This is a genomic window from Pseudomonas sp. P1_C12, from assembly GCF_056406435.1.
This window is the reverse complement of the sequence record NZ_JBFUAE010000027.1, coordinates 1-25,490: the sequence shown is the minus strand read 5'-3', so window position 1 is coordinate 25,490 and position 25,490 is coordinate 1. Positions and strand designations below refer to the sequence as shown.

The 25,490-nt window shown below is 60.5% G+C and carries 25 protein-coding genes; 21 read left to right on the top strand and 4 right to left on the bottom strand.

Going from position 1 to position 25,490, the window contains the following annotated elements; translation table 11 throughout:
- The first annotated feature begins 6 nt into the window (after window positions 1-6).
- The 13 genes from tmk (at window position 7) to araH (ending at window position 12,569) form a co-directional block, all read left to right on the top strand.
- Window positions 7-639 carry a dTMP kinase gene (tmk, locus tag AC1D19_RS28765; protein ID WP_477765386.1) on the top strand — a complete coding sequence of 211 codons (633 nt, stop codon included), beginning with the start codon at window positions 7-9 and terminating at the stop codon, window positions 637-639.
- A complete protein-coding gene (locus AC1D19_RS28760) occupies window positions 632-1,618 on the top strand; it encodes a DNA polymerase III subunit delta' (RefSeq protein WP_477759906.1) in 987 nt (328 codons plus the stop codon). The genes tmk and AC1D19_RS28760 overlap by 8 nt, the downstream gene beginning before the upstream one ends.
- Before the next feature lie 73 nt (window positions 1,619-1,691).
- Window positions 1,692-2,480 (top strand): TatD family hydrolase, encoded by a 789-nt coding sequence (locus AC1D19_RS28755; protein WP_477765385.1) that lies wholly within the window; start codon window positions 1,692-1,694, stop codon window positions 2,478-2,480.
- A 387-nt stretch (window positions 2,481-2,867) separates the two neighbouring features.
- Entirely contained in the window at window positions 2,868-3,506 is a 639-nt protein-coding gene (locus AC1D19_RS28750; protein WP_108215361.1) for a TetR/AcrR family transcriptional regulator, read from the top strand.
- 137 nt (window positions 3,507-3,643) lie between these two features.
- Window positions 3,644-4,612: a GTP 3',8-cyclase MoaA gene (locus AC1D19_RS28745; RefSeq protein WP_477765384.1), complete on the top strand. Its 969-nt coding sequence runs from the start codon at window positions 3,644-3,646 to the stop codon at window positions 4,610-4,612.
- A gap of 170 nt (window positions 4,613-4,782) precedes the next feature.
- Window positions 4,783-5,391 carry a DUF4823 domain-containing protein gene (locus AC1D19_RS28740; protein WP_477753739.1) on the top strand — a complete coding sequence of 203 codons (609 nt, stop codon included), beginning with the start codon at window positions 4,783-4,785 and terminating at the stop codon, window positions 5,389-5,391.
- A gap of 16 nt (window positions 5,392-5,407) precedes the next feature.
- The gene (locus tag AC1D19_RS28735) at window positions 5,408-5,968 is read left to right on the top strand and encodes a DUF1285 domain-containing protein (protein WP_110661219.1); all 561 of its coding nucleotides are present in this window, start codon (window positions 5,408-5,410) and stop codon (window positions 5,966-5,968) included.
- Between the two features lie 140 nt (window positions 5,969-6,108).
- Window positions 6,109-6,825, top strand: coding sequence for a FadR/GntR family transcriptional regulator (locus AC1D19_RS28730; protein WP_477753737.1), 717 nt, complete (start codon window positions 6,109-6,111; stop codon window positions 6,823-6,825).
- A gap of 45 nt (window positions 6,826-6,870) precedes the next feature.
- Window positions 6,871-7,746, top strand: a complete 876-nt coding sequence (locus AC1D19_RS28725; RefSeq protein WP_477765383.1) for an SMP-30/gluconolactonase/LRE family protein — start codon at window positions 6,871-6,873, stop codon at window positions 7,744-7,746.
- Window positions 7,747-8,019: 273 nt separating this feature from the next.
- A complete protein-coding gene (locus AC1D19_RS28720; RefSeq protein ID WP_477753735.1) occupies window positions 8,020-8,838 on the top strand; it encodes an SDR family oxidoreductase in 819 nt (272 codons plus the stop codon).
- A gap of 141 nt (window positions 8,839-8,979) precedes the next feature.
- On the top strand, window positions 8,980-9,984 hold the full coding sequence (locus AC1D19_RS28715; RefSeq protein ID WP_223459570.1) for a substrate-binding domain-containing protein: 1,005 nt from the start codon (window positions 8,980-8,982) through the stop codon (window positions 9,982-9,984).
- Window positions 9,985-10,049: 65 nt separating this feature from the next.
- Window positions 10,050-11,588, top strand: coding sequence for an L-arabinose ABC transporter ATP-binding protein AraG (gene araG, locus AC1D19_RS28710; RefSeq protein WP_477765382.1), 1,539 nt, complete (start codon window positions 10,050-10,052; stop codon window positions 11,586-11,588).
- A 12-nt stretch (window positions 11,589-11,600) separates the two neighbouring features.
- Window positions 11,601-12,569 carry an L-arabinose ABC transporter permease AraH gene (gene araH / locus AC1D19_RS28705; protein WP_477765381.1) on the top strand — a complete coding sequence of 323 codons (969 nt, stop codon included), beginning with the start codon at window positions 11,601-11,603 and terminating at the stop codon, window positions 12,567-12,569.
- Between the two features lie 235 nt (window positions 12,570-12,804).
- Here the strand turns inward: araH and AC1D19_RS28700 are convergent, their stop codons facing one another.
- Entirely contained in the window at window positions 12,805-13,134 is a 330-nt protein-coding gene (locus AC1D19_RS28700; RefSeq protein WP_477765380.1) for a hypothetical protein, read from the bottom strand.
- Window positions 13,135-13,215: 81 nt separating this feature from the next.
- A complete protein-coding gene (locus AC1D19_RS28695; protein WP_477765379.1) occupies window positions 13,216-14,421 on the bottom strand; it encodes an MFS transporter in 1,206 nt (401 codons plus the stop codon).
- 325 nt (window positions 14,422-14,746) lie between these two features.
- Between AC1D19_RS28695 and AC1D19_RS28690 the strand changes: the two genes are divergently transcribed.
- The 6 genes from AC1D19_RS28690 (at window position 14,747) to AC1D19_RS28665 (ending at window position 20,650) form a co-directional block, all read left to right on the top strand.
- Window positions 14,747-15,229 carry an N-acetyltransferase family protein gene (locus tag AC1D19_RS28690; RefSeq protein WP_477759903.1) on the top strand — a complete coding sequence of 161 codons (483 nt, stop codon included), beginning with the start codon at window positions 14,747-14,749 and terminating at the stop codon, window positions 15,227-15,229.
- 212 nt (window positions 15,230-15,441) lie between these two features.
- On the top strand, window positions 15,442-16,434 hold the full coding sequence (locus tag AC1D19_RS28685; protein ID WP_477765378.1) for a 2-dehydro-3-deoxygalactonokinase: 993 nt from the start codon (window positions 15,442-15,444) through the stop codon (window positions 16,432-16,434).
- Between the two features lie 19 nt (window positions 16,435-16,453).
- The gene (locus AC1D19_RS28680; protein WP_477753727.1) at window positions 16,454-17,074 is read left to right on the top strand and encodes a 2-dehydro-3-deoxy-6-phosphogalactonate aldolase; all 621 of its coding nucleotides are present in this window, start codon (window positions 16,454-16,456) and stop codon (window positions 17,072-17,074) included.
- 48 nt (window positions 17,075-17,122) lie between these two features.
- Complete coding sequence (gene dgoD / locus AC1D19_RS28675) at window positions 17,123-18,271, top strand: galactonate dehydratase (RefSeq protein ID WP_007977010.1); 1,149 nt, start codon at window positions 17,123-17,125, stop codon at window positions 18,269-18,271.
- A gap of 204 nt (window positions 18,272-18,475) precedes the next feature.
- Window positions 18,476-19,786 (top strand): MFS transporter, encoded by a 1,311-nt coding sequence (locus AC1D19_RS28670; RefSeq protein WP_477765377.1) that lies wholly within the window; start codon window positions 18,476-18,478, stop codon window positions 19,784-19,786.
- Between the two features lie 60 nt (window positions 19,787-19,846).
- Window positions 19,847-20,650: an IclR family transcriptional regulator gene (locus tag AC1D19_RS28665; RefSeq protein ID WP_108215376.1), complete on the top strand. Its 804-nt coding sequence runs from the start codon at window positions 19,847-19,849 to the stop codon at window positions 20,648-20,650.
- On the opposite strand, the gene AC1D19_RS28660 is transcribed toward AC1D19_RS28665, so the two are convergent.
- On the bottom strand, window positions 20,647-21,699 hold the full coding sequence (locus tag AC1D19_RS28660) for an NAD(P)-dependent alcohol dehydrogenase (RefSeq protein ID WP_477753726.1): 1,053 nt from the start codon (window positions 21,697-21,699) through the stop codon (window positions 20,647-20,649). The genes AC1D19_RS28665 and AC1D19_RS28660 overlap by 4 nt on opposite strands.
- Window positions 21,700-21,878: 179 nt before the next feature.
- Here AC1D19_RS28660 and AC1D19_RS28655 point away from each other — a divergent pair, with 179 nt between their 5' ends.
- Entirely contained in the window at window positions 21,879-22,769 is an 891-nt protein-coding gene (locus tag AC1D19_RS28655; protein ID WP_477765376.1) for an AraC family transcriptional regulator, read from the top strand.
- Window positions 22,770-22,935: 166 nt separating this feature from the next.
- Here AC1D19_RS28655 and AC1D19_RS28650 read toward each other — a convergent pair whose 3' ends face one another.
- Window positions 22,936-24,600 carry an electron transfer flavoprotein-ubiquinone oxidoreductase gene (locus tag AC1D19_RS28650; RefSeq protein ID WP_477753724.1) on the bottom strand — a complete coding sequence of 555 codons (1,665 nt, stop codon included), beginning with the start codon at window positions 24,598-24,600 and terminating at the stop codon, window positions 22,936-22,938.
- Between the two features lie 548 nt (window positions 24,601-25,148).
- Here AC1D19_RS28650 and AC1D19_RS28645 point away from each other — a divergent pair.
- Window positions 25,149-25,490 (top strand): electron transfer flavoprotein subunit beta/FixA family protein (locus AC1D19_RS28645; RefSeq protein WP_477765375.1); only part of this gene is annotated, 342 nt, incomplete at its 3' end.

Genomic DNA, 25,490 nt, shown 5'->3' with positions numbered 1-25,490 from the left:
CTGCCTGTGACTGGCTTGTTTATTACTCTGGAAGGCCCGGAAGGCGCCGGCAAGAGCACCAACCGCGAATACCTGGCCGAGCGCTTGCGCGCCGCCGGCATCGAGGTGGTGTTGACCCGCGAGCCGGGTGGCACGCCGTTGGCCGAGCGCATCCGTGAAGTACTGCTGGCCCCGGTCGACGAAGTCATGAGCCCGGACGCCGAGTTGCTGCTGGTGTTCGCGGCGCGTGCCCAGCACCTGGCCGAGGTGATTCGCCCGGCGCTGGCCCGCGGTGCCGTGGTCTTGTGTGATCGTTTTACCGATTCGACATACGCCTACCAGGGCGGCGGCCGTGGCTTGTCGCTGGAGCGCATCGCGACCCTGGAAACCTTCGTTCAGGGCGAACTGCGTCCGGACCTGACGCTGATTTTCGATCTGCCTGTCGAGGTCGGTCTGGCCCGCGCCAGTGCCCGCGGTCGTCTGGATCGCTTCGAGCTCGAAGGCCGGGCCTTTTTCGATGCCGTACGCAAAGCCTTCCTCAAGCGGGCCGAGGCGGATCCGGCGCGTTATGTGCTGGTCGATGCGGCCCAACCGTTGGCACAGGTTCAGCAATCGCTGGATGCCTTGCTACCGCGCCTGCTGGAGTTGAACCGTGGCTGAGGCCTATCCGTGGCAGGAAAACCTTTGGCAGCACCTGGCTGGTCGCGCCCAGCATGCGCATGCCTACCTGCTGCATGGCCCGGCCGGGATCGGCAAGCGGGCACTGGCCGAGCGCCTGATGGCCAGCTTGCTGTGCCAGCGCCCGAACGCGCTGCAAGCCTGCGGTGAATGCAAATCCTGTCTGCTGCTCAAGGCTGGTAGCCACCCGGATAACTACATCCTGGAACCGGAAGAAGCCGACAAGGCGATCAAGGTCGATCAGGTTCGCGACCTGGTCGGTTTCGTGGTGCAGACTGCGCAGTTGGGCGGGCGCAAAGTGGTACTGATCGAACCAGCCGAGTCGATGAACATCAACGCCGCCAACGCCTTGCTCAAAAGCCTTGAAGAACCGTCCGGCGATACAGTGTTGTTGCTGGTCAGCCATCAGCCGAGCCGTTTATTGCCAACCATCAAGAGTCGCTGCGTGCAGCAGGCCTGTCCGCTGCCGGGCGAGACCATGAGCTTGAAGTGGCTGGCCCAGGCGTTGCCGGAGTGTTCCGAAGAAGAGCGCGTCGAACTGCTGACACTGGCCGCCGGTTCGCCACTGGCGGCGGTCAATCTTCAGGCCCAGGGCGTGCGTGAGCAACGCATGCAAGTGGTGGAAGGGGTGAAAAAACTCCTCAAGCAACAGCAGTCGCCGACGCAACTGGCCGAAGAGTGGAAAAACATTCCGATGTTGCGCCTGTTCGATTGGTTCTGCGATTGGTCGAGCCTGATCCTGCGCTATCAGTTGACCCAGGACGAAGCTGGCCTGGGCCTTGCCGACATGCGCAAGGTCGTGCAATACCTGGCGCAGAAAAGCGCCCAGGGCAAAGTCCTCGATATTCAGGACTGGATTCTCGCCCAGCGACAGAAAGTCTTGAGCAAGGCCAACCTCAATCCGGCCTTGCTACTGGAGGCATTGCTGGTGCAATGGGCGTCGTTGCCTGGCCAAAGATGACTGTCCGCGCCTAGACTCCGAGTATCAGAACATCCGCCCGTCCCACCCATTCGATACAAGTTGCAGCCCTTTTATGCTCGTAGATTCCCATTGTCACCTTGATCGCCTCGACCTGGCCGCCCACGACGGCTCCCTGGATGCCGCCCTGGAGGCTGCCCGACAGCGCGGGGTAGGGCACTTTCTGTGTATCGGTGTCAGCGCGGACAACGCGGCCGACGTCAAAGCCCTGGCCGAACGTTATGACGACGTCGACTGCTCGGTGGGCGTGCACCCTCTGGATGTGCAGCCGGGGGCCGCGCCGGCGCTGGACTGGCTGTTGCAGGAGCTCAATCACCCGCGGGTGGTCGCCATCGGCGAAACCGGCCTGGATTACCACTACGAGCCGGAAGCGGCGCAGTTGCAGCAGGAATCCTTTCGCCTGCACCTGCAAGCGGCGCAGCAGACCGGCAAACCGGTGATCATCCACACCCGTGGGGCCCGCACCGATACCCTGGACTTGTTGCGTGAAGCGGCCTTGCCCCAGGCAGGCGTATTGCATTGCTTTACCGAAGACTGGGAAATGGCGAAGGCTGCACTGGACATGGGCTATTACATTTCCCTGTCCGGGATTGTCACTTTCCGCAATGCCGATGCGTTGCGTGATGTGGCCAGCAAGGTGCCGGCCGACCGATTGCTGGTGGAAACCGACTCGCCGTACCTGGCGCCGATTCCCCATCGCGGCAAGCCAAACCTGCCGCAGTACGTGCGTGAAGTTGCGGAATTTCTGGCAATGTTGCGTGGTGAGCCCTACGAGCGGTTTGCCGAGCAGACCACTGAGAACTTCAAGCGGTTGTTTCCGTTGGCGCATGTGAAATCAGTTTAGGGTTCGAAGCCGCTTTCGCGAGCAGGCTCGCTCCCACAAGGTTAAATCGCAGGCAAAAAAAACCCGGGTTCTGGGGGGTGAATCCGGGTTAAGACCATTAGGAGTAAAACAATGGTACGCGGTCCGTCGGTACCAATATCGGCGTGACACTTGGGGGAGATGCCCCGCCGACAGTTCAAGTATTGATCAGGATTGCGCCTAGTCCAGTTTGCGGGTCAGGGTTTTTAAACAAATTTGGAATACGTGCGCTTCGGAAGAGTTCTCATCACCCTGTAAACGTGCGCAGAATGACCAGAAAGCGCAGATATGGTCGGATGATCCGTGCATTTTTGCGCAAGTTAGGCATAATACGCGGCTTCGAATTTTGACCCCGACAGACCTTTTCTTATGCATAAAGAACCTCGTAAGGTCCGTGAATTTCGTCGCCGCGAGCAGGAAATTCTCGATACCGCGCTCAAGCTGTTCCTCGAACAAGGTGAAGACAGTGTCACCGTCGAGATGATTGCTGATGCTGTCGGTATCGGCAAAGGCACGATCTACAAGCACTTCAAGTCCAAGGCGGAAATCTATCTGCGCCTGATGCTCGACTACGAGCGCGATTTGAACACACTGCTGCATTCGGCCGATGTCGACAAGGACAAGGAAGCCTTGTCCCGGGCGTACTTCGAATTCCGCATGCGCGATCCACAGCGCTATCGCCTGTTCGACCGCCTCGAAGAGAAAGTGGTCAAGGGCAACCAGGTGCCGGAGATGATCGAGGAACTGCACAAGATCCGTGCCTCGAACTTCGAACGCCTGACCCTGCTGATCAAAGGCCGGATCAGTGAAGGCAAGCTGGAAGATGTACCGCCTTACTTCCATTACTGCGCGGCCTGGGCGTTGGTGCACGGTGCTGTCGCGCTGTATCACTCGCCGTTCTGGAGCAATGTGCTGGAAGATCAGGAAGGTTTCTTCCAGTTCCTGATGGACATCGGCGTGCGCATGGGTAACAAGCGCAAGCGCGACACCGACACTCCCGGCAGCTGAGCCATTCAGTTGCCTTATTGCGCCATGATTTCGCTACTTGGCGCAGTGCCGCAGGAATATACTCAGGTAGAGGACTTGCTAAAACTTGATTTCTGGGTCAAGTTTTAGCGGCCCGATATTCTTCCGCCGGAGTGACCATGATCGTTGACCGTCAAGGCAGGCGTTTTCGCAACTTGCGAATCAGTCTGACCTCAGCCTGCAATTACGCCTGTACCTACTGTGTGCCCAATGGCAAGCGTCTGGTGGCTGCGCAGGATGAGTTGTCGGCCGAAGCCATGGCGCGCGGTGTGGCTTATCTGATTGAAGCGGCGGGGATCGAGCGTCTGCGCATTACCGGCGGCGAGCCGCTGGTCAGCCCGAAACTCGAAGCGTTCATGACGGCGGTCGGGCAGATGGGCCTGGAAGACATCAGCCTGACTACCAATGGCCAGTTGCTGGCGAAGAAACTGCCACTGCTGGTGAACGCCGGCATTCGGCGCCTCAACGTTTCCCTTGATACTCTCGACGCCAGTGCGTTCCGCACCATTGCCCGGGGCGGCGACCTGGCCACCGTGCTCGACGGCATGAACGAGGCCAGTGCGGCCGGCATGAAGATCAAGGTCAACATGGTACCGCTGCGCGGGCAGAACCTCGATCAGGTGATGCCGCTGCTCGACTACTGCCTGGAGCGCGGTTATGAACTGCGCTTCATCGAGCTGATGCGCATGGGCCACCTGGCCAACGATTCCAATGCTTTTCTGCAACAGTTCGTCAGCCTCCAGCAATTGCTGAGCCTGATCGGCGAGCGCTACGAGTATCTGCAGGCCGATGCTCCGGTCGATGCGACGGCCGTTCGCTATGAAATTCCCGGCCTGGGTTATTTCGGCGTGATCGCCAATGAAAGTGTGCCTTTCTGCCGTACCTGTTCACGCTTGCGTTTATCCTCCACCGGGTGGCTGCATGGCTGCCTGTCGTCGAGCAATCGCCATTACATCGGCGACCTGCTGGACAAGCCGCGACATCAAGCACTGCCGGCCTTGCAGAGGCTCCTGGTGAAAGCCTTGGGCGACAAGCAGGAAGTGGCGTTCTCTGGTGGCGCGACTGTCATGAAGATTATCGGCGGCTGATCGTCCGTCATCGCGAGCAGGCTCGCTCCCACAGGTATTGCATAAATCCTTGTGGGAGCGAGCCTGCTTGCGATTACGATAGATCAGTCAACAATGTTCATGAGCTGGCGCGGAAGCTGCATCCTACGGCCATTCGCCGGTTTTCCGACACCGGCCTCTGGGAGGATAGGATGCGTAGCCTGGTTTTGCTGCTGGCCGTTTTGGCACTTGGTGGCTGCATGAACGTCAGCGATATGGCCGAAGGGACTCGTTACCATATGAGCGATGCGGGGTTACTCGATCACAGCGACAGTCGTCGCGTAAACAATCTGCGCATTCAGCCGGACTCGTTCGTCTACATCGCCCAGGGCGCTTTCATGCCTGCGGGCAGCTCCGTTTACCCACGGCCCAACGTGATTGCCGAAGTCGCGTTCGATGGCTTCGTCGAATACTTCCCGATGGTCCGCCGTGCCCGTACGCCCCAAGGCCTCGACCATGCCATGGGCGAAGCCCGTGCCGCCGGTGCGCACTATCTGCTCTACACCCGATTTGCCAAGTCTGACGACCGTATCGGCAACTCGGACGAGTGGCTGGATCAGGAAGCCCTGGATCGTCTCGGCATCGACAGCGGTATGATTCAGATCATGTTGATCGAGACCAGCACCCAGTATTTGATTGATACTGCGACCATCAAGAGTCGTGGCGGTTTACTGACGTTCCACGATAAAAAACCCGAAGACCTGATGGGTCCGCCGCTGGAACAATATGCGCGCAGCCTGCTGGGGCTCAGCGACCAGTAATTTCAAGGAGAACACCATGAGTGGCCCGCAAAAAGCCAACGACCTGCTGGGGCAAATCCCCAAGACCAAAGGCTTGCCGCCGGTGCACCTGTGGAATCCCGATTTCTGCGGCGACATCGACATGCGCATCGCCCGCGACGGCACCTGGTATTACCTGGGCACGCCGATCGGGCGCAAGCCGATGGTCAAGCTGTTCTCCACCATCATTCGCCGCGACGGCGATGATTATTTCCTGATCACTCCGGTCGAAAAGGTCGGCATCAAGGTCGACGATGCGCCGTTCGTGGCGATTGCGGTGGACGTGGAAGGCGAGGGCGAGGCGCAGGTGTTGCGCTTTACCACCAACGTCGATGAAACCACCGAGGCCGGTGCCGAGCATCCGATGCGCGTGGTCATCGATCCGGTAACGCAGGAACCGGCCCCTTATGTGCATGTGCGCAGCAATCTTGAAGCCTTGATCCATCGCAACGTGTTCTATCAATTGGTGGAGCTGGCGGTGAGCCGCGAGATCGACGGCCAGCGCTGGCTCGGTGTCTGGAGTGGCGGCGAGTTCTTCCCCATCGGTCTTGAGCCTTGAAAAGATCGCAGCCTGCGGCAGCTCCTACAGGAGTCCACATTCCCCTGTAGGAGCTGCCGCAGGCTGCGATCTTTTTTATTTGACATCCAATCGTATGATGATTAGCGTGAGCTTCCATCACATACGGCTTTGAGGTGTCCATGTCCAGCAGCTTTCATGCTTCGACCGTTGATTGGCTGGGATGCTGGCTCGCCACGGGGCAGGTCAAGCCGGGTGAGTCACTCAAGGTCGAAGCCGACCTCGGCGAACAACTTGGTGTAAGCCGCACGGTCATCCGTGAAGCCATCAAGACCCTGGTTGCCAAAGGCATGCTCGAAGTCGGCCCGAAGGTCGGCACGCGGGTGTTGCCGGTGCGGCGCTGGAACCTCTTCGATCCACAAGTCGTCGGCTGGTTGTCGCGCAGCGGCTTGCCGGAAAACTTCGTCGACGATCTGCTCGACCTGCGCCGTACCATCGAACCGATGGCCGTGCGCTGGGCCTGCGAGCGTGCAACCGGCGAACAGGTGAACGCGATCCTGCTGGCCTGCAACGCGCTGGAACAGGCTGTGGACAGCGGCATCGATTACAACCGTGCCGACCAGCTCTTCCACGAGTGCATCCTCGCTGCCAGCCACAATCAATTCATCGAGCAAATGGTTCCCGCCCTCGGCGCGTTGCTGGCGGTGGCCTTTGAAGTGTCCGCCGCCGACCCGGATGAACTGCGCCGCACCTTGCCGATTCACCGGGACCTGGCCGAGGCTATCGCGGCCCGTGATACCGCCCGGGGTGTCTGGGCCTGCATGACCCTGATCGATAACGCGGACCTGGCGATCAAACGCTACTACCCGCAAGTCATGGCCGATAAAAAGGCCAGCTGACAACGAAAATCCCCACATAAAAACAAGAACCCTGCAGGAGGTTTCATGACGTTGACGGCGGTTACCGGGCATCGGGCGAAACTGGGTGAAGGCCCGTTCTGGGATGCGCCGACCCAGGCGCTGTATTGGGTGGATATCGCGAGTAAACAGGCGTTGCGGTTGATCGGCTCCAATGTGCAGATCTGGCAGATGCCGGAGCATGTGTCGTCCTTCATTCCCTGCGAAAGCGGCGATGCGCTGGTGACATTGAGCAGTGGGGTTTATCGGCTCGATCTCGACTCTCCTGGCCTGGAACCGCGCCTGACATTGTTCTGCGTGGCCGATCCGCAACCGGGCAACCGCCCCAACGAAGCCCGCTGCGACGCCCAGGGCCAGCTCTGGCTCGGCACCATGCAAAACAACATCGGAGAACACGGTGAAGACCTGCCCATCGTCCGCCGTTCCGGTGGACTGTTGCGCATCGATCGCGCCGGGCGGGTCGCGCCGCTGCTGCGTAACCTGGGCATTCCCAACACGCTGTTGTGGAGCGATGACGCCACCACCGTGTATTTCGGCGACAGCCTCGACGGCACCTTGTATCGACATTTCATCCGTACCGACGGAGCCCTCGATGCGCCGCAGCTCTGGTTTGGTCCGCACGAACGTGGCGGCCCGGACGGTTCGGCGATGGATGCCGAAGGTTTTATCTGGAATGCCCGTTGGGACGGCAGCTGCCTGCTCAGGTTGAGCCCTGGCGGCAAAGTCGATCGGATCATCGAATTGCCGATCAGTCGTCCCACCAGTTGCGTGTTTGGTGGTGCAGACCTGAAAACCCTGTACATCACCAGCGCAGCCAGTCCGCTGGGCCATCCGTTGGATGGGGCCGTGTTGTCGATTCCAGTGGATGTGCCTGGAAAGCATTGCACGCGTTTTGCTGGGTAAATCCCATAGTATGGGATGCAAATATATATATTGAGATTTGTCGCGGGCCGGGTTTATAGTCGGCCTCACCAGTTACATGCACTCACACTCAAAAAAACAAAACAGGTGAAGTGATGCAGCGAAGTTCCCCCGTGCTCCCTTGCGGAGCCTGTGCCTCAGAGCGTTTCCGAGCTGAAACGTTTTCGCACTCACCTGTTTCCTACCCAGCGCCTTTTGACCGGACATCGACAGATGCCCGGTTTTCGTCGTGTCTTCGAACAGGAGTCTTGATCCATGGCTGAACCACTGTCATTGCCACCGGTGCCCGAACCGCCCAAGGGCGAACGCCTGAAAAACAAGGTCGTGTTGCTGACCGGTGCCGCCCAGGGTATCGGTGAAGCGATTGTGGCGACCTTCGCGTCCCAGCAGGCCAGGCTGATCATCAGTGACATTCAGGCCGAGAAAGTCGAGAAAGTCGCAGCACATTGGCGAGACAAAGGCGCCGATGTGGTGGCGATCAAGGCCGACGTGTCGCGTCAACAGGATCTGCACGCCATGGCCCGGCTGGCGATTGACCTGCATGGCCGGATCGACGTGCTGGTCAACTGCGCCGGGGTCAACGTATTCCGTGACCCGCTGGAAATGACCGAAGAAGACTGGCATCGCTGCTTTGCCATCGACCTCGATGGCGCCTGGTACGGTTGCAAGGCGGTGCTGCCACAGATGATCGAGCAGGGCATCGGCAGCATCATCAACATTGCCTCCACCCATTCCTCCCACATCATTCCGGGCTGCTTCCCGTACCCGGTGGCCAAGCATGGCCTGCTCGGCCTGACCCGCGCGCTGGGCATCGAATATGCGGCCAAGGGCATCCGCGTCAATGCCATCGCGCCGGGCTATATCGAAACCCAGATCAACATCGATTACTGGAACGGTTTCGCCGACCCCCACGCCGAACGCCAGCGCGCGTTTGACCTGCACCCGCCGCGTCGCATCGGTCAGCCGATCGAAGTGGCAATGACCGCCGTGTTCCTGGCCAGCGATGAAGCGCCGTTCATCAATGCCTCGTGCATCACTATCGATGGCGGGCGCTCGGTGATGTACCACGACTGAGTCATCGGGCTTTCAGGCGCATTACTACGTCTGAAATACAATCATCATACGATATGACTATTGGCAGTACGGTTTTACCGTCCTTTGTTTACAAAGAACGCTTTCAAAGAACGCTCAAGAACAATAACAAGGAGTCAGCTTATGAATCGTCGTCATGCTATCCGTTCCCTTTGCTGTGCCGCGTTGGCGGTCTCGGCGGTCAGCCTGAGCAGCACGCTGCTGGCGGCCGAGCAAGTGAAAATCGGTTTTCTGGTCAAGCAAGCGGAAGAACCCTGGTTCCAGACCGAATGGGCCTTTGCCGAAAAGGCCGGGAAAGAGAAGGGCTTCACCCTGATCAAGATCGCCGTGCCGGACGGTGAGAAAACCCTTTCTGCCATCGACAGCCTCGCGGCCAACGGCGCCAAAGGCTTCGTGATCTGCCCGCCTGACGTGTCCCTGGGACCTGCGATCATGGCCAAGGCCAAACTCAACGGGCTGAAGGTGATTGCCGTCGATGACCGTTTCGTCGATGCCAGCGGCAAGTTCATGGAGGATGTGCCGTACCTCGGCATGGCCGCGTTCGAAGTCGGCCAGAAGCAGGGCAATGCCATGGCCACCGAGGCGAAGAAGCGCGGCTGGGACTGGAAAGACACCTATGCGGTGATCAACACCTACAACGAACTCGACACTGGCAAGAAGCGCACCGACGGCTCGGTCAAGGCACTCGAAGACGCCGGCATGCCGAAAGACCACATCCTGTTCGCGGCCCTCAAGACCCTCGACGTACCAGGCAGCATGGACGCCACCAACTCCGCCCTGGTGAAACTGCCGGGTGCGGCGAAGAACCTGATCATTGGTGGCATGAACGACAACACCGTCCTCGGCGGCGTGCGCGCCACCGAGAGCGCCGGTTTCGCTGCGGCCAACGTGATCGGCATCGGTATCAACGGTACCGACGCCATCGGCGAGCTGAAGAAACCCGACAGCGGCTTCTACGGCTCGATGCTGCCAAGCCCGCACATCGAGGGCTACAACACCGCGAGCATGATGTACGAGTGGGTCACCACCGGCACTGAACCGGCGAAATTCACCGCCATGGACGACGTGACGCTGATCACCCGCGACAACTTCAAGCAGGAACTGGAAAAGATCGGCCTGTGGAACTGACGACCGTTTGATTTCAGCGGCGGCCTCGGCGACGGGGCTGCCTGACCGGTTTGAAGAGGTGGGTTATGCACGCGCAAACAAATACACAACAACACAGCGGCAGCTTGCGCTTCAACGGGATCGGCAAGACCTTTCCCGGTGTGAAGGCGCTGGACAACATCAGCTTCGTCGCCCATCCGGGGCAGGTTCATGCCTTGATGGGCGAGAACGGTGCCGGCAAGTCGACGCTGCTGAAAATCCTCGGCGGGGCCTATACGCCCAGCAGCGGTGCCTTGCAGATCGGCGAGCGGGCGATGGACTTCAAGTCCACCGCCGACAGCATCGGCAGTGGCGTCGCGGTGATCCATCAGGAGCTGCATCTGGTGCCGGAAATGACCGTGGCGGAGAACCTGTTTCTCGGGCATCTGCCGGCCAGTTTCGGCTTGATCAACCGCGGTGCCCTGCGCCAGCAGGCACTGGCCTGTCTCAAAGGCCTGGCCGATGAAATCGACCCGCAAGAGAAAGTCGGGCGCCTGTCCCTCGGCCAGCGGCAATTGGTGGAAATCGCCAAGGCCTTGTCCCGTGGCGCCCATGTGATTGCCTTCGACGAACCCACCAGCAGCCTTTCGGCGCGGGAGATCGAGCGCTTGATGGCGATCATCGGCCGGCTGCGGGACGAGGGCAAAGTGGTGCTCTACGTGTCCCATCGCATGGAAGAGGTGTTTCGCATTTGTGATGCTGTGACGGTGTTCAAGGACGGGCGATACGTGCGCACGTTCGAGGACATGGGCCAGTTGACCCACGATCAACTGGTCACCTGCATGGTCGGTCGTGACATTCAGGACATCTACGATTACCGCCCCCGTCAGCGCGGCGCCGTGGCGCTCAAGGTCGACGGTTTGCTTGGGCCGGGGTTGCGTGAACCGGTGAGTTTCGAGGTGCACAAGGGCGAAATCCTCGGGCTGTTCGGGCTGGTCGGTGCCGGTCGCACCGAGCTGTTGCGCTTGCTCAGCGGCCTGGCGCGCCACAGCGCCGGACAGCTGAAACTTCGTGGCCATGAACTGAAGCTGCGTTCACCCCGGGACGCGATTGCCGCCGGGATCCTGTTGTGCCCCGAGGACCGCAAGAAGGAAGGCATCCTGCCGCTGGCCAGCGTCGCCGAGAACATCAACATCAGCGCCCGCGGCGCCAACTCCACCTTCGGTTGCCTGTTGCGCGGGCTGTGGGAGAAGGACAACGCCGACCAGCAGATCAAGGCGCTCAAGGTGAAAACGCCCCACGCCGGGCAGCAGATCAGGTTTCTTTCCGGCGGTAATCAGCAGAAGGCCATTCTCGGCCGCTGGCTGTCGATGCCGATGAAAGTGCTGCTGCTCGACGAACCCACCCGCGGCATCGACATCGGTGCCAAGGCCGAGATCTACCAGATCATCCATAACCTGGCGGCCGAGGGGATCGCGGTGATTGTGGTGTCCAGTGACTTGATGGAAGTCATGGGTATTTCCGACCGCATCCTGGTGCTGTGCGAAGGCGCCCTGCGTGGCGAGCTGAGCCGCGACCAGGCCAATGAATCCAACCTGCTGCAACTGGCTTTGCCGCGCCAACGCGACGACGGCGTGGCGAACTGAGAGGTGACTATGATGACAACCCAAGACAACACCTTGCCGACCACGCGCAAACCCCTGGATATGCGGCGTTTTCTCGATGACTGGGTAATGCTGCTGGCCGCCGTCGGAATCTTCGTGCTCTGTACCCTGATGATCGACAACTTCCTTTCGCCGCTGAACATGCGTGGCCTGGGCCTGGCGATTTCCACCACCGGGATCGCGGCGTGCACCATGTTGTATTGCCTGGCGTCCGGGCATTTCGACTTGTCGGTGGGCTCTGTGATTGCCTGCGCCGGAGTAGTCGCGGCGGTGGTGATGCGCGACACCGACAGCGTGTTTCTCGGAGTCTGTGCGGCGCTGGTGATGGGCCTGATCGTCGGGCTGATCAACGGCATCGTGATTGCCAAGCTGCGAGTCAACGCGCTGATCACCACGCTGGCGACCATGCAAATCGTACGCGGCCTGGCCTACATCTTCGCCAACGGTAAAGCGGTGGGGGTGTCCCAGGAATCGTTCTTTGTGTTCGGTAACGGCCAGTTGTTCGGCGTGCCGGTGCCAATCCTGATCACCATCATCTGCTTCCTGTTCTTCGGCTGGCTGCTGAACTACACCACCTACGGGCGCAACACCATGGCCATTGGCGGCAACCAGGAAGCGGCGCTGCTGGCCGGTGTGAATGTCGACCGGACCAAGATCATCATCTTTGCCGTGCATGGCGTGATCGGTGCGTTGGCCGGGGTAATCCTGGCATCGCGCATGACCTCCGGACAACCGATGATCGGTCAGGGTTTCGAGCTGACGGTGATCTCGGCCTGCGTGTTGGGCGGGGTTTCGTTGAGTGGCGGGATCGGCATGATTCGGCACGTGATTGCCGGGGTGCTGATTCTGGCGATCATCGAGAACGCGATGAACCTGAAGAACATCGATACGTTTTATCAGTATGTGATTCGCGGGTCGATTCTGCTGTTGGCGGTGGTAATCGATCGCCTGAAGCAGCGCTGACTTCTACATTACCTGTGGGAGCGAGCTTGCTCGCTCCCACAGGGTTCTGCGCTCACCATCGTATTGTGTGGTCTGGCACAGATCCTGTAGGAGCGGGCTTGCCCGCGAAGAGGCCCTGAAACTCAACACATAATCCGGCACTGACTTGCCTTGCGCAGCTTCTCAATCAATTCCTGCCTGCACATTTCTGATAGCGCAATATTCTTCACCCGAGCTTCTGTCCTCAAACTGGAAATTATTGGCTGTCGCCGTCCTCATCACCCGAGTCACCGCTAGTGGTCGAGCCAAGTCCGCCGCTTTTGGGTGTTTTGCTGCCTGGCAAACTCATACCGCCCTGACGTCCTGCATCATTGCCTTGAACCCGCGGGTCGGTGCCGGTGGACGGTGGCAGGTTGTGGTCGATCGTAGTGCCGTCGGTGTTCATGCCGGGAGCACTCTGGATCGCCGGTGCCCTGGGCTTTTCAACCGGGTTGGTCGGGCCGGTGCTCGAGCCGATGGTCCCGGCGAACGCGGCAGAAGACAGCAGGGCGGCGAGGGCGAGGGCGGTCAACCTGGACAGGATCATGGTGTTGTCTCCAACGAGTAGAGTCCTTACCTGATTAGTCCGCCCTCGATCCGGATGAGTGCATTGTTAGCGACGAACGGCTCAGGCCTGCTGCAATGCGCTAACCGCTTTGGCGCTACGCCAGATCAATCGGCCCACGGTGATCAGCCAGTTGAGCGAGGCGACCGCCAACACCGTGAGTAACAGCGTGGCCATGCCTTGCTCGACGATGATTTTCCCGGCCAGCATTGGAAAGCCGAACACGCCAATGAAATACGAGAGGCTGAACAGCAGCAAGGATTGCGCAGTGGTGCCGTTCGGCGCTTCATTGGCGGCCAGGCCGTTGATCACCGAGTAGGTCAGGCCGTAACCGATCCCGAGCATCGCCGCCGCGAGCACGTAGCTGAAGCTGCTGTCGACGACAAAACCGAACATCACGATCGATGCCAGCATCAACCCCGAAAGCACGCACGATGCACGGAATGGATCGCGCTTGACCACGAAACCGGCAACCAGCATGCGGCCGCTGATCGCCGCGCTCATGAAGCCGAGGAAGAACAACGAATAGTCGAGCGAGCGCGCCGCGGCATAACTGGTTTGAAAGCTCGACAGACCACCGAACACGCAGCCGCCGAGACCGACCATGATGATCGGGAACACGGCCCTGGACGACAGCACCTGAGCCGCTGCGCGCCAGGAAATCCGCGACACGCTGCCAGATTGCGCGGGCGCCGGTTTCAGTTGTCGATCCAGGCGCCAGAACAGCAATACGCCGATCAGGCTGGCCAGCGCCGCCAGGTAAAACGCCGCCGTCACCGGATAACCGAGTGCACTCGCCGCGCGACCGAGCAACGGGCCGCTACCGATCCCGGTCATCATGCTGCCCGACAGCAGGGCGAAGTATCTGGCGCGCTGCGCGGGTGTCACCAGACTCGCCACGATGATCGGCCCCAGGGTGTAGAACACGCCCCAGCCCAGGCCCAGCAGCAGCCCGAAAAACAACAGCAGATGACCGAAGCCCGGGGTCAGGGCGAAGCCCAGGCTGGCCGCTACCAGCAATACACCGAACAGCGCCACCGATCGGGCGGCACCGAGCAAGTCGGACAAATGACCGGAAACAATCACCGCCGCAAAGGTGCTGAGCATCGCCGCCGAAATCACACTGCCGGCGTCGTGTTCGTTACCGCCGCGAGAGCCGATCAGCAACGACAGCAAAAACGTCGAACCGTAGGACAACGACAACAGGTAACTGGCGAGGCAAAACAGGCCGAACAACTTGCTTGAGACAGGGGGTGTTGCGGTAGACATGACGCGGTTCCTTGACCGGCTAAATGAGCAGCGCATCTATCTAACCACGCACGGCGCGGATGTTAGGTGCGAGGTTATCGATTCCAAGGTTAGTGTTGGCCGGAGTAAAGCTTTCAGACACTTTGCGGCGGATCAGCTTTTGTGGCGAGGGAGCTTGCTCCCGCTGGCCTGCGAAGCAGGCCCTGTCGCGACCTGCTCTGTTTTTCCAGAAAGATCGCATTGCCTGCTTTTGGGGCTGCTGCGCAACCCAGCGGGAGCAAGCTCCCTCGCCACAAGTACCGCGCCGACTTAGTATGGCGTTTTCCACTTTTGACAAGGCACGTCCATGACGATCGAGATCCGCCCGGCGACCCCCAGTGACGCACCGCAAATCCTCGCGTTCATCACTGAACTGGCCGACTACGAACGTGCCCGCCATGAAGTCATCGCCAGCGTTGCCGATATCGAGCGCAGCCTGTTCAGCGAAGGCGCCACCGCCCATGGCCTGATCTGCCTGCGCGACGGTGCACCCATCGGTTTCGCGGTGTTCTTCTTCAGCTATTCCACCTGGCTGGGCAGCAATTGCCTGTACCTCGAAGACCTCTACATCACCCCGCAACAGCGCGGCGGTGGTGCGGGCAAGACCCTGCTGCGACATCTGGCAAAAATCGCCTGCGCCAACGACTGCGGTCGTTTCGAGTGGAGCGTGCTGGAGTGGAATACCCCGGCCATCGAATTCTACAAATCCCTGGGCGCGCAGCCGCAGGAGGAGTGGGTTCGGTATCGGATGGATGGAGCGGTGTTGCGGGATTTCGCATCGGGTAACTGAAACTTCTTAAAAGATCGCAGCCTTCGGCAGCTCCTACGGATCGATGTACACCGCCAAACCGCGGCGGACGATCCCGTGTAGGAGCTGCCGAAGGCTGCGATCTTTTTTATCTTGTCTCATAATATGGGATTGATATTTATATATTGAGATTTTGCAACGCCAGGGTTTATAGTCCCGCTCACTCACTGCCAAAAACCAAAACAGGTGAAGCGATGCAGGCGCAATTGATCGCGCTCGACTGGGGGACAACCTCATTACGTGCTTACAAACTGGCTGAAGGTGGCTTGGTCCTCGAACAGCGTTCGCTGTCGTCGGGGATCATGCAGCTGCCGAAAGCGCCGCGAATCATTGGCGGCCGGGAATGCGCCGATGGTTTTGAACTGGCATTCGATGAGGCTTGCGGTGACTGGCTCGATGCCCAGCCGGATTTGCCGGTGATTGCCTGCGGCATGGTCGGCAGCGCCCAGGGCTGGTGCGAAGCGGCCTACCGCGACACGCCGGCGAACGTCGCCACGCTCGGTACTTCCCTGCAAACCGTGCGCAGCCTGCGCGGCATCGATGTGCACATCGTGCCAGGCGTCATCGAGCGTTCGCCTCTGCCGAACGTGATGCGCGGCGAAGAAACCCAGGTGCTCGGCGTGCTGCAAAACCTGACGAGCGAGGCGGGTGCTGATCTGCTGATCGGCCTGCCGGGCAGCCATTCGAAATGGGTGGAAGTGGCCGACGGTTGCATCGTGCATTTCGATACGTTCATGACCGGCGAAGTCTTCGCCGTGCTCAGCGAGCACAGCATTCTCGGACGCACCCAGCAGCGTGGCGGGTCCTTCGATGGCGATGCGTTTGATCGCGGCGTGCAGGTCGCGTTGTCGGCGGACGGTGAAACCGGTCCGCTGTCGACGATGTTCAGCGCCCGCAGTCTCGGGCTGACCGGCGAATTGAGCGCCACCGCCCAGGCGGACTACCTGTCCGGCCTGTTGATCGGCCACGAGTTGGCAGCCCTGGCCAACGTCCAGCGGCGCCGGCGCAACAGCGTGCACCTGCCTTCGATCATCCTCATCGGCAACACCCAACTCTGTGCCCGCTACAGCCGTGCGCTCGACGCCTGCGGTTTTGCCCGGGTGACCCTGGCCGAACAGGCCACCGAATGCGGATTGTGGCAACTGGCGCTGGCTGCCGGCCTGGTCACGCGCACCGCATCCCGTTAAACCTGACTGGAGGTCTGACATGCTCAAACAAGCCTTGGCGCAAAACGGCCTGATTGCGATCCTGCGCGGCCTGCGCCCGCAGGAAGCGGCCGCCATCGGCGAAGTCCTGTACGCCGCCGGATTTCGCGTCATCGAAGTGCCGCTCAATTCCCCTGAGCCGTACGAAAGTATCCGCATCCTGCGCAGTACCTTGCCCGCCGATTGCCTGATCGGTGCCGGCACGGTGTTGACGCCGGAGCAGGTCGAGCAAGTGAAAGCCGCGGGCGGCCAGGTGATCGTCATGCCCCACAGCGATCCGAAGGTCTTGCGCGCGGCGAAAGCGGCGGGGCTTTACCTGTCGCCGGGTGTCGCCACGCCGACCGAAGCCTTCGCGGCACTGGCTGAAGGAGCGGATGTGCTGAAGATGTTCCCGGCCGAGCAGATGGGGCCGGCGGTCGTCAAAGCCTGGCTGGCAGTGCTGCCGGCGGGAACGATTCTGGCGCCGGTCGGCGGCATCACGCCGGACAACATGCAGGTGTTTATCGACGCTGGCGTCAAAGGTTTCGGCCTCGGCTCCGGTCTGTTCAAACCGGGCATGACGGCGGAACAAGTGGCGGCCAATGCCAAGGCGTACGTCGCTGCCTGGAAAGCCCTTCGCTAAGACTTCTTTGAGCGCCGAGCGCGCTGCATCTAATAAGAGAGCCAAAAGATGAAAATCACCAAACTGACCACCTTCATCGTTCCGCCGCGCTGGTGCTTCCTCAAGGTCGAAACCGACGAGGGCGTCACCGGTTGGGGTGAGCCCGTGGTCGAAGGCCGCGCCCACACCGTCGCCGCTGCCGTTGAAGAATTGTCCGACTACCTGATCGGCAAAGACCCGCGCAACATCGAAGACATCTGGACCGTGCTCTATCGCGGCGGTTTCTACCGCGGCGGCGCAATCCACATGAGTGCCCTGGCCGGTATCGACCAGGCCTTGTGGGACATCAAGGGCAAGGCGCTGGGCGTGTCGGTCAGCGACCTGCTGGGTGGTCAGGTGCGGGACAAGATTCGTGTGTATTCGTGGATCGGCGGCGACCGTCCGGCGGATACCGCGCGTGCGGCGAAAGAAGCGGTCGAGCGTGGTTTTACCGCAGTGAAAATGAACGGCACCGAAGAACTGCAATTCCTCGATACGTTCGACAAGGTCGACCAGGCCCTGGCCAACGTCGCTGCCGTGCGCGATGCCGTCGGCCCGAACGTCGGCATCGGCGTGGACTTCCATGGCCGGGTGCACAAGCCCATGGCCAAGGTGCTGATGAAGGAGCTTGACCCGTACAAGCTGATGTTCATCGAAGAGCCGGTGCTCAGCGAAAACTACGAAGCGCTGAAAGAGCTGGCGCCGCTGACCAGCACGCCGATCGCTTTGGGTGAACGGCTGTTCTCGCGCTGGGATTTCAAGCGTGTGCTCAGCGAAGGCTACGTCGACATCATCCAGCCGGATGCGTCCCACGCCGGTGGCATCACCGAAACCCGCAAGATCGCCAACATGGCCGAAGCCTACGACGTGGCGCTGGCGCTGCATTGCCCGCTGGGCCCGATTGCGCTGGCGGCGTGCCTGCAACTGGACGCGGCCTGCTACAACGCGTTCATCCAGGAACAGAGCCTGGGCATCCATTACAACGAGAGCAACGACCTGCTCGACTACGTCAAAGACCCAAGGGTGTTCGACTACGACCAGGGCTTCGTGAAGATCCCGAACGGCCCGGGCCTGGGTATCGAGATCAACGAGGAATACGTGATCGAACGCGCGGCCATCGGCCACCGCTGGCGCAACCCGATCTGGCGCCATGCCGATGGCAGTTTTGCCGAGTGGTGAGTGTTCTCTGATCCACCACATATCCCCTGTAGGAGCTGGCTTGTCGGGTCGCCGCATCGCAGCGAAGGCGGCGTGTCAGGCTACATCGTTGTTGGATGTGCCGGCCTCTTCGCTGCGATGCGGCGACCCGACAAGCCAGCTCCTACAGGGGTTCAGCGCCAGTCTTTAGAACGACCTCAATAACCATAAGAAGAGGCACCCCCCATGCAACCGCAAACCCTCACCGGGCAGGCGTCGTTGGTGACGCCCAGCCGCAAGCGTTTTTTCATCATGGTGCTGTTGTTCATCACCGTGGTGATCAACTACCTGGACCGTAGCAACCTGTCGATTGCCGCCCCGGCATTGACCAGTGACCTGGGCATCGACCCGATCCACGTCGGCCTGATCTTCTCCGCGTTCGGCTGGACCTACGCCGCCATGCAGATTCCCGGTGGCTGGCTGGTGGATCGCGTGCCGCCACGGATTCTGTACAGCGTCGCCTTGCTGCTGTGGTCGGTGGCCACGGTGATGCTCGGCTTCGCCGCCAGCTTCATCGCGCTGTTCGTGTTGCGCATGGCGGTCGGTGCGCTGGAAGCACCGGCGTACCCGATCAACAGCCGCGTGGTCACCACCTGGTTCCCCGAGCGCGAGCGCGCGACGGCCATCGGTTTCTACACTTCCGGGCAATTCGTCGGCCTGGCCTTCCTGACACCGGTGCTGGCCTGGCTGCAGCACGAATTCGGTTGGCACATGGTGTTCGTCGCCACCGGCGCGGTGGGCATTGTGTGGGCGGTGATCTGGTACGCGGTGTATCGCGAGCCGCGGGATTTCAAGGGCACCAATGACGCAGAGATTGATCTGATCCGCGAGGGCGGCGGGTTGGTGGATATCCAGGCCGAACAGGCCAAGGTCAAAGCCAAATTCAGCTGGACCGACCTGGGCATTGTCCTGACCAAGCGCAAACTCTGGGGCATCTACCTCGGGCAGTTCTGCCTCAATTCGACGCTGTGGTTTTTCCTGACCTGGTTCCCGACCTACCTGGTGAAGTATCGCGGCATGGACTTCATCAAGTCCGGCCTGTTGGCGTCGCTGCCGTTTCTCGCCGCGTTCATCGGTGTGCTGTGTTCCGGTTTCTTCTCGGACTTTTTGATCCGTCGCGGCTACACGGTAGGTTTCGCTCGCAAGTTGCCCATCATCAGCGGCTTGCTGATCTCCACCTCGATCATCGGCGCCAACTTCGTCGAGTCGACGCCGCTGGTGATTGCCTTCCTCGCGCTGGCATTTTTCGGCAATGGCCTGGCTTCGATCACCTGGTCGCTGGTATCGACCTTGGCTCCGGCGCGCTTGCTCGGGCTGACCGGTGGGGTGTTCAACTTCATCGGCAACCTGTCGGCGATTGCCACGCCTATCGTGATCGGTTTCCTCGCAACGGGAGATTCTTTTGCCCCGGCGATCACCTACATCTCGGTGCTGGCGTTGATCGGTGCTCTGTCCTACATCCTGCTGGTGGGCAAGGTCGAGCGTATCAAGTTGTAGTCGTGGCACGCGGGCGACCATAATGCCGCCCGTTCACTCGCTCAACGGTAAAGGCTGGATATGCAGGAAGACGCCCCAAAAATCGCCAAGGACGCCGCACCGACCGGCACCCAGACCCTGCTTCGCGGGTTGGGTGTGGTTCAGGCCGTGGCCAGTGGCGCCCGCGATCTCAAGGAAATCGCCCGGCTGATCGGCACCACGCGCAGCACCACCCATCGCCTGGCCAGTTGCCTGGTGGACGAGCGTTATCTGCGGGTGGTGCCGCAAGTCGGTTATCTGCTGGGGCCGAAACTGATCGAGTTGGGCTTTCAGGCGCGTGAAGAGTTGCCCTTGGTGACCCTGGCCGGGCCGTATCTGGACGAGTTGTCGGCGTTGACCGGCGACACCATTCACCTGGCGATTCGTGAAGGCGACGAAGTGCTGTACCTGCACAAGAATCCGGGGCGCAATGGCCCGGAAATGCGTTCGCGGGTCGGCCATCGCATGCCGTTGGCACGCACCGGGATCGGCAAGGCGCTGATGCTCGATGATTCGCCGCAAGAGTGGCAGCGCCTGTACGAAGTCAGCCTGCCGGTGGGTGGGAAAAACCAGTTCTGGCCGCAGCACCCGGAGCAATCCTGGGAGCAGTTCGAGCAGCGCATGGTCGAGTACGTAGCTGGCGGCTACGCCTTCGACCTGGAAGACAACGAACCGTCGATCCGCTGCGTAGCCGCGCCGATTCGTGATGCCAGCAAACGCATCGTCGCCGGCATCAGCATCGCCAGTACTGTGCCGTACATGCCGCTGGAAAAAATGGCCGAGCTGATTCCCCTGATCAAAGGGGTCACGGCCCGGCTGTCGGCGGAGTTGGGTCTTAAGGTTTAAACCTTGAGGGTCGCCATGTCGATGACGAAGCGGTACTTGACGTCACCGGCGATCATGCGGGCGTAAGCCTCGTTGATCTGGCGGATGTCGAGCATTTCGATGTCGCAGGTGATGTTGTGCTCGGCGCAGAAATCCAGCACTTCCTGGGTTTCAGCGATGCCGCCGATCAGCGAACCCGCCAGCACGCGACGTCCCAATACCAGTTTGGCCGCATGCACCGGCGGCTCCACCGGTTCGATCAGACCCACCAGAATATGCACGCCGTCGAAACGTAGCGTATCGAGGTAGGGGTTGAGGTCGTGCTGCACCGGAATGGTGTCTAGCAGGAAGTCGAAGTGACCGGCGGCGGCCTGCATCTGCGCGTCATCGGTGGACACGATCACATGGTCCGCACCCTGACGGCGAGCCTCTTCGGCCTTGCTTGCCGAACGGGTGAACAGCGTCACTTCGGCGCCCATGGCCTTGGCGAACTTGATGCCCATGTGGCCCAGGCCACCCATGCCGAGAATCCCGACCTTGTCGCCGGCCTTCACGCCGTAGTGCTTGAGCGGCGAGTAGGTGGTGATGCCGGCACACAGGATTGGCGCGGCGCTGGCCAGGGCCAGTTTTTCCGGGATCCGCACCACAAAGTGCTCGCTGACCACGATGCTGTCGGAGTAACCGCCCATGGTGTTGCTGCCATCGACCCGGTCCGGGGTGGCGTAGGTCATGGTCGGGCCTTCGAGGCAGTATTGCTCCAGGTTGGCCTGGCACGCCTCGCAATGGCGGCACGAATCGACCATGCAGCCGACACCGACCAGATCGCCGACCTTGTGTCGGGTCACGTTCGCGCCAACGGCGGTCACTTTGCCGACGATTTCGTGGCCGGGCATCAGCGGGTAAACGGCAATGCCCCACTCGTTGCGGGCCTGATGGATGTCGGAATGGCAGACGCCGCAGTAGAGAATCTCGATGGCAACGTCGTCGGCCCGTGGGCTGCGGCGCTCGAATTTCACAGGGGCGAGGGGAGTGGTGGCCGACTGGGCGGCGTATCCGATGGCGGTGTACATGGTGAACCTCGCAAAAGCGCTGACGGGTGAGGTGGCGCATTCTGGGCGTCGTTCCCTGTACCGGCCATGGCGATTCCTCCGGGTGTCATGCCTATTCCTCCGGCATCGGTCCTTGAGCGATCCCATTGGCGATCAGACCTGCGATGATGCTTTCATCCCTTTTTTTGCGAAGTTTTTTCATGCTGTTGACCCGTCATCTTGATGCCAATGCCAGCCTGGTTTCGCTGATCGAGCCGCTGTCCACTCGCGACGGTTTCGTCCCGACCGCGTTGCCGGGCGTGCAGGTTCTGCGGGCCAGTTGCGATGTGGCCCGTGGGCCGCAGATCTACGAGCCGAGCCTGGTGATCATCGCCCAGGGCAGCAAACTGGCGTACCTGGGGCCGCGCACCCTTGAATACGGGGCAGGGCACTATCTGATTCAGGCGCTGCCGGTGCCGTTCGAGTGTGAAACCTTTGCCGCGCCGGACGGGCCGATGCTCGGGGTGTCGGTCGCGATCGACCGGGTGATGCTGGGCGAGCTGGTATTGGCGATGGGCCTGGCACCGGGGCGGCATATTCCGGCGCAAACGCCTGAGTCCATGACCTCGGCAGTGCTCGATGATGCCATGCGCGGTTGTGTCGAGCGGCTGCTGCGTTGCCTGCACGATCCGCTGGAATGCCAGATCATGGGGCAAGCGCGTTTGCGCGAGTTACTGTTCGTCGCATTGCGCGGTCCGCAAGCCGATGTATTGCGGGCGCTGGTTGAGCAGCAGGGGCAGTTCGCCCGGATCGCGGCATCCCTCAGTCATCTGCATGCGCATTACACCGAACCGTTGAACGTCGAGACCCTGGCCAGTTGCGCGAACATGAGTGCGTCGACCTTTCACGAGCATTTCAAACGCAGCACCTTGTTGTCGCCGGTGCAGTATCTGAAGCGATTGCGTCTGCTCAGGGCGCAGCAGTTGTTGCTGGGGGAGGGACTGGGCGTGGCGCAGGTGGCGCATCGGGTGGGGTATCAGAGCACGTCGCAGTTCAGTCGCGAGTACAAGCGGTACTTCGAGCGTAATCCCGGGGACGAGCGCGCGGCTTGATATCTGGCACCGCTGCGCGGTGTTCGCTGGCAAGCCAGCTCCTACTAGGGTTCAGCAGTTTACCTGTAGGAGCTGGCTTGCCAGCGAAGACGCCAGTCCGGTCAACTCAATCTTTCGGGCAACAAAAAGGCCCCCGTTTCGGGAGCCTTGATGTTCGCGGTTCGGCTTACATGTTCGGGTAAGTCGGGCCGCCAGCGCCTTCCGGTGCCACCCAGGTGATGTTCTGTGCAGGATCCTTGATGTCGCAAGTCTTGCAGTGAACACAGTTCTGGGCGTTGATCTGGAAGCGCTTCTCGCCGTCTTCCTTGGTGATCACTTCATACACGCCGGCCGGGCAGTAACGCTGTGCCGGCTCATCGTACAGCGGCAGGTTCTTGCCGATCGGGATGCTCGCGTCGGCCAGCTTCAGGTGGCACGGCTGCTCTTCTTCGTGGTTGGTACCGGAGATGAACACCGAGCTGAGTTTGTCGAAGCTGATCTTGCCGTCCGGTTTCGGGTAGTCGATCTTCTTGCAGTCGGCCGCCAGTTTCAGGCAAGCGTAATCCGGTTTGGTGTCGTGCAGGGTGAACGGCAGTTTGCCGCCGAAGATGTTCTGGTCCAGCCAGTTGAAACCGCCACCGACGATGGCGCCGAACTTGTGGATCGCCGGGCCGAAGTTGCGGCTGGCGAACAGTTCTTCGTAGAGCCAGCTGTTCTTGAAGCTGTCGACGTAGGTGGTCAGTTCTTCGCTGCCGTCCTTCTCGGCGAACAGCGCGTCAGCCACGGATTCAGCGGCGAGCATGCCGGATTTCATCGCGGTGTGGCTGCCTTTGATCTTGGCGAAGTTCAGGGTGCCGAGGTCGCAACCGATCAGCGCGCCGCCCTTGAACACCATTTTCGGCAGCGAGTTCAGGCCGCCCTTGCAGATGGCACGCGCGCCGTAGCTGATGCGCTTGCCGCCTTCCAGGTACTGCTTGAGCACCGGGTGATGCTTGAGGCGCTGGAACTCGTCGAACGGCGACAGGTAGGTGTTGCTGTAGGACAGGTCGACGATCAGACCGACGACCACCTGGTTGTTTTCCAGGTGATAGAGGAACGAGCCACCGGTGTTCTCGGTGCCCATGATGTCCATCGGCCAACCGGCGGTGTGGACTACCAGGCCAGGCTGGTGCTTGGCCGGGTCGACTTCCCAGATTTCTTTCAGGCCGATGCCGTAGTGCTGGGCATCAGCGTCAGTGTCCAGGTTGAAACGCTTGATCAGCTGCTTGCCGATGTGGCCGCGGCAACCTTCGGCGAACAGCGTGTACTTGCCACGCAGTTCCATGCCAGGGGTGTACAGGCCTTCCTTCGGATTACCTTCGCGGTCGACGCCCAGGTCACCAGTGATAATCCCGCGAACCACGCCGTTCTCGTCGATCAGCGCTTCCTGAGCGGCGAAACCCGGGTAGATTTCCACGCCCAGGTTCTCGGCCTGCTGGGCCAGCCAGCGGCACAGGTTGCCCAGGGAGATGATGTAGTTGCCTTCGTTGTGCATGGTCTTGGGCACAAAGAAGTCAGGAACTTTCTGCGCGCTTTCAGCGTTCTTCAGAACGAAGATTTCGTCGCGGGTGACGGGGGTGTTCAGCGGCGCGCCGAGTTCTTTCCAGTCCGGGAACAGTTCGTTCAGGGCCCGTGGTTCGAACACGGCACCGGACAAAATGTGAGCACCGACTTCGGAGCCTTTTTCGACCACGCAGACGCTGATTTCCTTACCGGCTTCGGCGGCCTTCTGCTTCAAGCGGCAGGCGGCGGAAAGACCAGCGGGGCCGGCACCGACGATGACAACGTCGAATTCCATGTATTCGCGTTCCACAGGTTATCTCCTACTCAAGGCTCAACAGTTTTTTTTCTAATTTGGAGGTTCGGTGTCGCATCCATGAATCCCGGCGCAACGCCGAGAGCGGACAATCGATTGACCACCTTTCTCTTTGGGTGGCGCATTATATCTACACCACTCTCAGCGTCCAATACAAACGTTTGTTTGAATTGGCTCGAGGCCAGAGAAATCAAAGTCACGCGCCTTATGAACGGCCATTTTGGCGTATTGACCGGAATAGGCGTTCCGGTCAAGATACGGGCGGTTTTGCGCTCGCCGTAGGCTGACTGTTGGTTTCAAGAGCACCTCTAAAGACAGGGCGATGGGAGTAGAGAGTGATGAGCCGCGCGGGTTTGATGCGCAGTTTACACGCCGCGATGTTGAATGACTCGTCAGTCACCACTGACGAACGGTCATCCACATCATGAGCGATGGTCACTTGACACCTTTGCCGGCGTTTTTGGAGGTGCCCTTGCGCCCGATGAGCATCAACCGCCAGGTTCGCCTAGGCGACTTTCTTTTCACCGGAGAGTAACGAGGAATCCATGAAGGTTCTTGTAGCTGTCAAACGCGTTGTGGATTACAACGTCAAGGTTCGCGTCAAGGCGGACAATTCCGGCGTCGATCTTGCCAACGTCAAGATGTCGATGAACCCGTTCTGCGAAATCGCCGTGGAAGAAGCCGTACGCCTGAAAGAGAAGGGTGTTGCGACTGAAATCGTCGTCGTCTCCGTAGGCCCGTCCACCGCTCAAGAGCAACTGCGCACCGCGCTGGCTCTGGGTGCCGACCGCGCCATCCTCGTCGAGTCCGCCGAAGACCTGACTTCCCTGGCTGTTGCCAAACTGTTGAAAGCTGTTGTCGACAAGGAACAGCCTCAGCTGGTGATC

Coding starts and splice junctions, on each gene's coding strand:
- dgoD (WP_007977010.1), top strand. CDS start 17,123: ATGAAAATCACCAAACTGACCACCTTCATCGTTCCGCCGCGCTGGTGC.
- AC1D19_RS28720 (WP_477753735.1), top strand. CDS start 8,020: ATGGCTGAACCACTGTCATTGCCACCGGTGCCCGAACCGCCCAAGGGC.
- AC1D19_RS28660 (WP_477753726.1), bottom strand. CDS start 21,699: ATGTACACCGCCATCGGATACGCCGCCCAGTCGGCCACCACTCCCCTC.
- araG (WP_477765382.1), top strand. CDS start 10,050: ATGCACGCGCAAACAAATACACAACAACACAGCGGCAGCTTGCGCTTC.
- AC1D19_RS28665 (WP_108215376.1), top strand. CDS start 19,847: ATGCAGGAAGACGCCCCAAAAATCGCCAAGGACGCCGCACCGACCGGC.
- AC1D19_RS28725 (WP_477765383.1), top strand. CDS start 6,871: ATGACGTTGACGGCGGTTACCGGGCATCGGGCGAAACTGGGTGAAGGC.
- AC1D19_RS28690 (WP_477759903.1), top strand. CDS start 14,747: ATGACGATCGAGATCCGCCCGGCGACCCCCAGTGACGCACCGCAAATC.
- AC1D19_RS28755 (WP_477765385.1), top strand. CDS start 1,692: ATGCTCGTAGATTCCCATTGTCACCTTGATCGCCTCGACCTGGCCGCC.
- AC1D19_RS28715 (WP_223459570.1), top strand. CDS start 8,980: ATGAATCGTCGTCATGCTATCCGTTCCCTTTGCTGTGCCGCGTTGGCG.
- AC1D19_RS28730 (WP_477753737.1), top strand. CDS start 6,109: ATGTCCAGCAGCTTTCATGCTTCGACCGTTGATTGGCTGGGATGCTGG.
- AC1D19_RS28670 (WP_477765377.1), top strand. CDS start 18,476: ATGCAACCGCAAACCCTCACCGGGCAGGCGTCGTTGGTGACGCCCAGC.
- AC1D19_RS28685 (WP_477765378.1), top strand. CDS start 15,442: ATGCAGGCGCAATTGATCGCGCTCGACTGGGGGACAACCTCATTACGT.
- AC1D19_RS28740 (WP_477753739.1), top strand. CDS start 4,783: ATGCGTAGCCTGGTTTTGCTGCTGGCCGTTTTGGCACTTGGTGGCTGC.
- AC1D19_RS28695 (WP_477765379.1), bottom strand. CDS start 14,421: ATGTCTACCGCAACACCCCCTGTCTCAAGCAAGTTGTTCGGCCTGTTT.
- araH (WP_477765381.1), top strand. CDS start 11,601: ATGACAACCCAAGACAACACCTTGCCGACCACGCGCAAACCCCTGGAT.
- AC1D19_RS28745 (WP_477765384.1), top strand. CDS start 3,644: ATGATCGTTGACCGTCAAGGCAGGCGTTTTCGCAACTTGCGAATCAGT.
- AC1D19_RS28700 (WP_477765380.1), bottom strand. CDS start 13,134: ATGATCCTGTCCAGGTTGACCGCCCTCGCCCTCGCCGCCCTGCTGTCT.
- AC1D19_RS28680 (WP_477753727.1), top strand. CDS start 16,454: ATGCTCAAACAAGCCTTGGCGCAAAACGGCCTGATTGCGATCCTGCGC.
- AC1D19_RS28655 (WP_477765376.1), top strand. CDS start 21,879: ATGCTGTTGACCCGTCATCTTGATGCCAATGCCAGCCTGGTTTCGCTG.
- AC1D19_RS28750 (WP_108215361.1), top strand. CDS start 2,868: ATGCATAAAGAACCTCGTAAGGTCCGTGAATTTCGTCGCCGCGAGCAG.
- AC1D19_RS28735 (WP_110661219.1), top strand. CDS start 5,408: ATGAGTGGCCCGCAAAAAGCCAACGACCTGCTGGGGCAAATCCCCAAG.